Raw genomic sequence first — 6,453 nt, forward strand, 5'->3', positions numbered from 1 at the left:
TCATTCCACTTCTTTCGCTTTTTCGATCACTTCATCAATGCCACCGACATTGAAGAAGGCACTTTCAGGATATTGATCCATTTCACCATCCAAGATAGCACGGAAGCCTTTGATGGTTTCTTTTAATGGTACATATTTACCTGGAATGGAAGTAAATTGTTCCGCCACATGGAATGGCTGAGCCATGAAGTTACGTAAACGACGAGCACGCGCAACGATCGTCTTATCTTCATCACTTAATTCTTCCATACCTAAGATGGCGATGATGTCTTGTAACTCTTTATACTTCTGAAGATACTGCAAGACTTCCTGTGCGGTATCATAATGTTCCTTCCCCACAATATCTGCTTGTAAGATACGAGAGCTGGATTCCAATGGATCGACGGCTGGATAAATACCTTGTTCAACGACTTTCCGTGACAAGACGGTTGTCGCATCCAAATGTTCAAAAGTAGTGGCTGGAGCTGGGTCGGTCAAATCATCAGCCGGAACATAGACAGCTTGTACCGAAGTAACCGAACCATTCTTGGTCGATGCGATTCTTTCTTGAAGCTGGCCCATTTCATTGGCTAGTGTTGGTTGATAGCCAACGGCCGATGGCATACGTCCCAACAACGAAGAGACTTCCGATCCGGCTTGCACAAAACGGAAGATATTATCAATAAACAACAACACATCTTTGTGTTCCACATCACGGAAATATTCGGCCATGGTCAATCCCGTTTCGGCTACACGCATACGAGCACCTGGGGATTCGTTCATTTGACCAAAAACCAAAGCGGTATTATCGATGACACCCGATTCACTCATTTCGGTCCAAAGGTCATTTCCTTCACGGCTTCGTTCACCAACACCGGTAAAGATTGAATAGCCTCCATGTTCACTGGCAATATTGCGAATCAATTCCTGAATCAATACGGTTTTACCAACACCGGCACCACCGAACAAACCAACCTTGCCTCCCTTGGCATAGGGTGCAATTAAGTCAATGACTTTGATACCCGTTTCCAAAACTTCAGTGACAGGGGATTGATCTTCAAACTTTGGTGGTTTTCGATGAATTTCCCAATAGGTATCGGTATCAATGGCTTCTTTTCCATCGATGGTATCGCCTAATACATTAAATAAACGGCCAAGGTTTTGTTTTCCGACTGGCACTTCAATACCCATGTCTTGGGATAAAACAGGCATATCTTTTTGAAGTCCTTCACTGGGTGACAACATGATGCATCGAACCGTGTCGGTTCCCACATGTTGCATGACTTCCATGATGCATTTCTTGCCATGGTTATCCACCTGCAAGGCCGTATGGATCAAGGGCAATGGTGTCGATGGAAAATGAACATCGACAACAGGCCCCATAACTTGTGTGATTTTTCCTATTTGCATGTGGCACGTCTCCTTTTCTTTTCTAATTGTTGTTTGCGCGCCTTTGCCCCTGCCGCTACTTCGGTAATTTCCTGGGTGATTTGCGCTTGTCTTTGACGATTGTACTGCAACGACAACTGGGCCAACAAATCTTCCCCATTCTTATTGGCTGAATCCATGGCTTGCATACGGGCAAAGTGTTCGGCGGCATACGATTCCACCAAACAACTATAGATATATCCGGCTAAATAATCGGGAATGACTGTATTCAATACAACTTTAGGATTGGGTTCCAATTGGTAGTGCATCGTCGTATCACCACCAACTTCTACATCGCGATTCAAGCGATACAATGGCAACAATTGATCGATATCAGGTACAAATTGCGTGGCATTTTCCATTCGTGTATAGACGATATACAATTCATCGATTTTTTGATTTTCAAATAATTCCAACATCTTACTGGCAATGGAACGTGCTGTGGGCAACGTTGGATTTTGCGCGGTATATAAGAAACTTTCTTCGATTGGAATATGACGACGTATAAAATATTGACGTCCTACTTCACCGACCATATAAAGTTTATACGACTTAAAGCCTTTCAACATTTGCTCGGTCATCTTTAAGACGTTGTGGTTATAGGCACCCGCTAAACCTTTATCGCCCGTTACACAAAGAATGGCACGACGTTGATTGTCTTGATCGATGTATTCACGTTCATCCAAATAGGGATGATGAAAGTTTTCGGGCAGACTTCGTAAAATGGTCAAGATGACTTTTTGCAGAGAATGGAAATAAGGTTCTGTATTGGCCAAGTTTTGTTTGGCTTTATTCATCTTTGTTGATGAAATCATATACATCGCCTTCGTGATCTTCATGGTCGATTGGATACCGGTCATGCGGTCTTTTAATTCACGAATGGCTGACATGTTCCGATCCTCGATAGTCTTTGGCTGCCTGGATGATGCGATCTTTTAGATTGTCATCCAATGTACCCGTTGTATGAATTTCACGAGCCAAATCCGCATGTTCACGATCCAACCATGCCAACATGTTTGTTTCTACTTCTTTTATTTGATCAACAGGTACATCACTGAGTAGATTGGCATCCGCAATCACCAATGCCATGATTTGATCGGCTTGATCCATGGGATGATTCAATGGTTGTTTTAAGAGTTCCATCAATACTTGACCATGCGCAAGTTGACGTTTGGTCGTTTCATCCAGATCGGAAGCAAATTGCGTAAATTCTTTCATTTCGCGATATTGGGCCAAATCGATACGCAAAGAGCCGGAGGCTTTTTTCATGGCTTTGGTCTGTGCAGCTCCACCTACACGAGAAACCGACAAACCAACGTTGACGGCTGGTCGTTGTCCTTCAAAGAACAAATCACTTTCCAAGAAGATCTGACCATCGGTAATAGAAATCACATTGGTAGGAATATAGGCACTGACATCTCCGTCTTGCGTTTCAATGATTGGTAATGCGGTAATGGATCCGCCACCTTTTTCATCCGATAATCGACTGGAGCGTTCCAACAAACGAGAATGCAGATAGAATACATCGCCGGGATACGCTTCACGACCAGGGCTTCGACCTAATAATAAGGAAATCGTACGATAAGCGACCGCATGTTTGGATAAATCATCATAAACAATCAATACATCTTTGCCTTGGTGCATAAAATATTCCGCTAAGGAAGTGGCTGCATAAGGGGCGATATATTGTAAACTTGGCGCATCAGCAGCGGTCGAAGTGACAACAATGGTATAGTCCATCGCATCATTCTTTTTCAAGGTATTGACCAAGTTCGCTACTGTCGATGCTTTTTGCGCAATCGATACATAGATACAAATACAATCTTTCCCTTTTTGGTTCAAGATCGTATCCAACGCAATCGATGTCTTACCTGTTTGTCGATCGCCAATGATCAATTCACGTTGTCCACGACCAATAGGGAACATGGAATCAATCGAAAGGATCCCGGTTTCCAATGGTGTCGTGACGGGTTTACGATCAATGATGCTTGGGGCTGGTTCTTCCACGGGACGCATTTCCACCGACTCAATTTGGCCAAGGCCATCAATAGGATTTCCCAATGCATCAACGACTCGACCTAAAAAGTCAGGGCCGACGGGCATACCAGCTTGTAACTTTGTTCGTGAAACTTTCGTTCCTTGCCCAATCAAACCATCCGTATCAAACAAGATGACTCCGATGCCATCATCGTTAATGTCTTGGACCATTCCTTTGGTTCCATCTTCGAAGACAACTACTTCACCATACATGGCATGTTCGATCCCGGAAATGGTTGCAATCCCATCACCAATCGTTTCTACATAACCAACTTCATTTTGCGTGGCTTGTGTTTGAAATTGTTCAATGGCTTCTTTTAAAATTGACATCAAGCTGCCATCTTTTTTCATGCGTAAGGCCTTGTCCCGAGCTGCTTTGATTTGATCTGTTAACTGTTCTTGACGAGAACGCGTTGACCAATCGTATTCATCGTTACCAGCGTGAAGGATGAATCCACCACGCACGCTCGGATCTAATTCTATCTTTAGCGTAACATTCGTACAATCATACTTTTCTTTGAGAAAGGTTTTGATCTTATCGGCCTGGGCAGAGGTTGGACGTGTCACACATCGCAGTGTAGCGGTTAAATTTTCTTGTTTCATATCCATTATCCTTTATCCATTTCTTTAATAAAATCATCATATAACGAGGCATCGCTTTTTTCGCCCACTACTTTTTGTGCGGCTTGATCAATCAAGGCAGCCATTTCATTTTGTGCTTTGGTCTTTTCTTGATTCATCGCTTCTTGGGTCTTTAAGCGTGCTTGAGCAATCATTTCTTCTGACTTTGCATTGGCATCCGCAATGATTTGTTCATATTGTAAAGAAGCTTGCGTTTTCGCTTTGGCTAGCTCTTCCTTACATTCTTCGTGGATATTTGCCAATTTTTCATCGGCTTGGGCCTTTAATGCGTGTGCCGCTTCTTTATCTTTAGCAGCATCCGCAAAGGATGAGTCAATTTCGTCATTTCGTTTGGCAATGATTTCACGAACGGGTTTAAACAAAAATTTCTTCATCAATGCATACAATACAAGTAAGTTAATGATTGTCCAAATGAGATTGGAATCAATACGTAACATACTACTTCACCATGAAGATGATCAAGATACCCAATACGAAACCGTAGATGGCTGTTGCCTCGGCCAATGCAGATCCTAACAATAAGTTACGCATAATTTTACCATCTGCTTCAGGTTGTTGAGCAACGGCTTTTACGGCACTCGATGTCGCGATACCAATTCCCAATCCACCGCCAATAACGGCCAAAGCTGCCATACCTACTCCAATTGCTGTTAAACTCATTTTCTTTTCCTCCTATTTTATTCTGTTGCTTCCGCAATAAACAATGATGTCAAAAAGACAAATACATAGGCTTGTATAAAGCCATCGAAAAAATCAAAATATAAACTAAAAATACTTGGGATAAATACCGGAACGACCATCTTGATCAATTCCATGATGACAAAGGCACCTAACACATTTCCAAATAATCGCATACAAAGGGAGAGAGGTCGAGTAACCAACTCTAAAATATTGATAGGTGTAACAATTGCCATGGGTTGGGCAAAACTTTTGATCCAACCTTTTGTGCCTTTGGCACGAATGCCACTCACTTCAATCAGTACAATGCTCATTAAAGCCAACGCAATCGTAACATTTAAATCCTTGGTCGGTGGCTTCAATCCAAATATACCAATTATATTGGCTAAGCCTATATATAATAGGACCGTAGAGATATAACTGCTATATTCTTTGGCATTGGGACCTAACATGGATTGTGTAAAGGAATCCAACCATGTAACGATAAGCTCGGCAACGACTTGTCTTTTACTTGGATCATGAACACGAAGCCCATGAGTGAGCCAAATAGCGATTGCGACTAATATAGCCATAACGATCCAACTCACAACGACCGATTCCGCAATCGCAAAGGGGCCAATTGTGAATACCGTATTGACTTGTAGCTGCTTCACTAATTCTGTGGTAAATTCTTCCATTGTTTTAGAATCAGCACCTCCTCTTCGAAAAAACAGAATAAGGCTAGTGATCCACGTTAACTCGTGAACCGACTAGCCTCATCGCGGGTTAATGTTCCTCTTGTTTTTTCTGATAATCTGCATTGTACGCTCATTAAAAAGGAGAGTCAATCGTTTTTTAGGCCTGATAACGGTTACATTGCAAGAATAAAACAGATGCTTAGAGTCTTTATCAAAATATAGTGAGAAATAGCTTCCTAGATGCGATTTGTAAGAAAATATGATAACATTTCTTTATGAATTCACTATTAATTGAACAAATCAAAATGATCATCGATGATTCGTTACCGCCTATTTCTAATATTTCTAATATATTAGCTCTATTGTTCTATGAATTAGACGATGTCAATTGGGTTGGTTTGTATGCTTGTGATGATCAAAAAAAAGAATGTACGTTAGGGCCCTTCCAAGGAAGAGTGGCTTGTACACGGATTGCTTATCGATCAGGTGTCGTTGGTACTTGTGCCGATACCAGACAAACCATGCTGATCAATAATGTACATGAATTTGCAGGACATATTGCTTGTGATGCTGCCAGTCAATCGGAATTGGTCGTTCCTCTGATTCATGCGGATCGACTGCTTGCCGTATTGGATATCGATTCCCCTACGTTGAATCATTTCAATACGGACATCAAAGAAACGATGGAAGCTATAGCTCCTCTTTTGGCCCGTTTGATTGCCAAACAATACAATCTATAGATGGATGAGCCTTTACCTATTATATAGGTGCTCATCCTTTTTTATGAACGATGAATTGTCAAATTAAGTGCAACACGATGTATGTGAGTCTGTTTCGTTCATAACTTCATTTGGTGTCTTATAGCCAGGCACTTTCGTGGCCGACTATTCATCAGTTCAAGATTATGCTTTAGCTCATCTTCATCGACAAGTGATAGGTCCATTCCTTTCGGATAGAATTCTCTTAACAGTCCATTGGTGTTTTCATTTGTTCCTTTTTGCCAGGCACAGTA

Annotated in this window: 7 protein-coding genes and 1 pseudogene; 1 reads left to right on the forward strand and 7 read right to left on the reverse strand. The window is 41.8% G+C overall.

Annotated features, from left to right (window positions below; translation table 11 throughout):
• The 6 genes from atpD to MOZ64_RS09155 are packed head-to-tail and all read right to left on the reverse strand — an operon-like array spanning window position 1 to window position 5,441.
• Complete coding sequence (gene atpD / locus MOZ64_RS09130; protein ID WP_273345146.1) at window positions 1-1,389, reverse strand: F0F1 ATP synthase subunit beta; 1,389 nt, start codon at window positions 1,387-1,389, stop codon at window positions 1-3.
• Entirely contained in the window at window positions 1,380-2,297 is a 918-nt protein-coding gene (gene atpG, locus MOZ64_RS09135) for an ATP synthase F1 subunit gamma (RefSeq protein ID WP_320326256.1), read from the reverse strand. Before atpG ends, atpD begins: the two co-directional genes overlap by 10 nt.
• The gene (atpA, locus tag MOZ64_RS09140) at window positions 2,281-4,047 is read right to left on the reverse strand and encodes a F0F1 ATP synthase subunit alpha (RefSeq protein ID WP_320326257.1); all 1,767 of its coding nucleotides are present in this window, start codon (window positions 4,045-4,047) and stop codon (window positions 2,281-2,283) included. Before atpA ends, atpG begins: the two co-directional genes overlap by 17 nt.
• A gap of 5 nt (window positions 4,048-4,052) precedes the next feature.
• Complete coding sequence (locus MOZ64_RS09145; protein ID WP_320326258.1) at window positions 4,053-4,523, reverse strand: F0F1 ATP synthase subunit B; 471 nt, start codon at window positions 4,521-4,523, stop codon at window positions 4,053-4,055.
• A gap of 1 nt (window position 4,524) precedes the next feature.
• Window positions 4,525-4,746, reverse strand: a complete 222-nt coding sequence (gene atpE / locus MOZ64_RS09150; protein ID WP_320326259.1) for an ATP synthase F0 subunit C — start codon at window positions 4,744-4,746, stop codon at window positions 4,525-4,527.
• A 17-nt stretch (window positions 4,747-4,763) separates the two neighbouring features.
• Complete coding sequence (locus MOZ64_RS09155; RefSeq protein ID WP_320326260.1) at window positions 4,764-5,441, reverse strand: F0F1 ATP synthase subunit A; 678 nt, start codon at window positions 5,439-5,441, stop codon at window positions 4,764-4,766.
• A 275-nt stretch (window positions 5,442-5,716) separates the two neighbouring features.
• Between MOZ64_RS09155 and msrC the strand changes: the two genes are divergently transcribed.
• Entirely contained in the window at window positions 5,717-6,181 is a 465-nt protein-coding gene (msrC, locus tag MOZ64_RS09160) for a free L-methionine (R)-S-oxide reductase MsrC (protein ID WP_320326261.1), read from the forward strand.
• A 63-nt stretch (window positions 6,182-6,244) separates the two neighbouring features.
• Here the strand turns inward: msrC and MOZ64_RS09165 are convergent.
• Window positions 6,245-6,453 (reverse strand): annotated as a pseudogene (locus MOZ64_RS09165) (transposase); the annotation flags it as partial.

The organism is Absicoccus intestinalis, from assembly GCF_033971885.1.
GTDB lineage: Bacteria > Bacillota_I > Bacilli_A > Erysipelotrichales > Erysipelotrichaceae > Absicoccus > Absicoccus intestinalis.

Coding starts and splice junctions, on each gene's coding strand:
- atpG (WP_320326256.1), bottom strand. CDS start 2,297: ATGTCAGCCATTCGTGAATTAAAAGACCGCATGACCGGTATCCAATCG.
- atpD (WP_273345146.1), bottom strand. CDS start 1,389: ATGCAAATAGGAAAAATCACACAAGTTATGGGGCCTGTTGTCGATGTT.
- MOZ64_RS09145 (WP_320326258.1), bottom strand. CDS start 4,523: ATGTTACGTATTGATTCCAATCTCATTTGGACAATCATTAACTTACTT.
- msrC (WP_320326261.1), top strand. CDS start 5,717: ATGAATTCACTATTAATTGAACAAATCAAAATGATCATCGATGATTCG.
- MOZ64_RS09155 (WP_320326260.1), bottom strand. CDS start 5,441: ATGGAAGAATTTACCACAGAATTAGTGAAGCAGCTACAAGTCAATACG.
- atpA (WP_320326257.1), bottom strand. CDS start 4,047: ATGAAACAAGAAAATTTAACCGCTACACTGCGATGTGTGACACGTCCA.
- atpE (WP_320326259.1), bottom strand. CDS start 4,746: ATGAGTTTAACAGCAATTGGAGTAGGTATGGCAGCTTTGGCCGTTATT.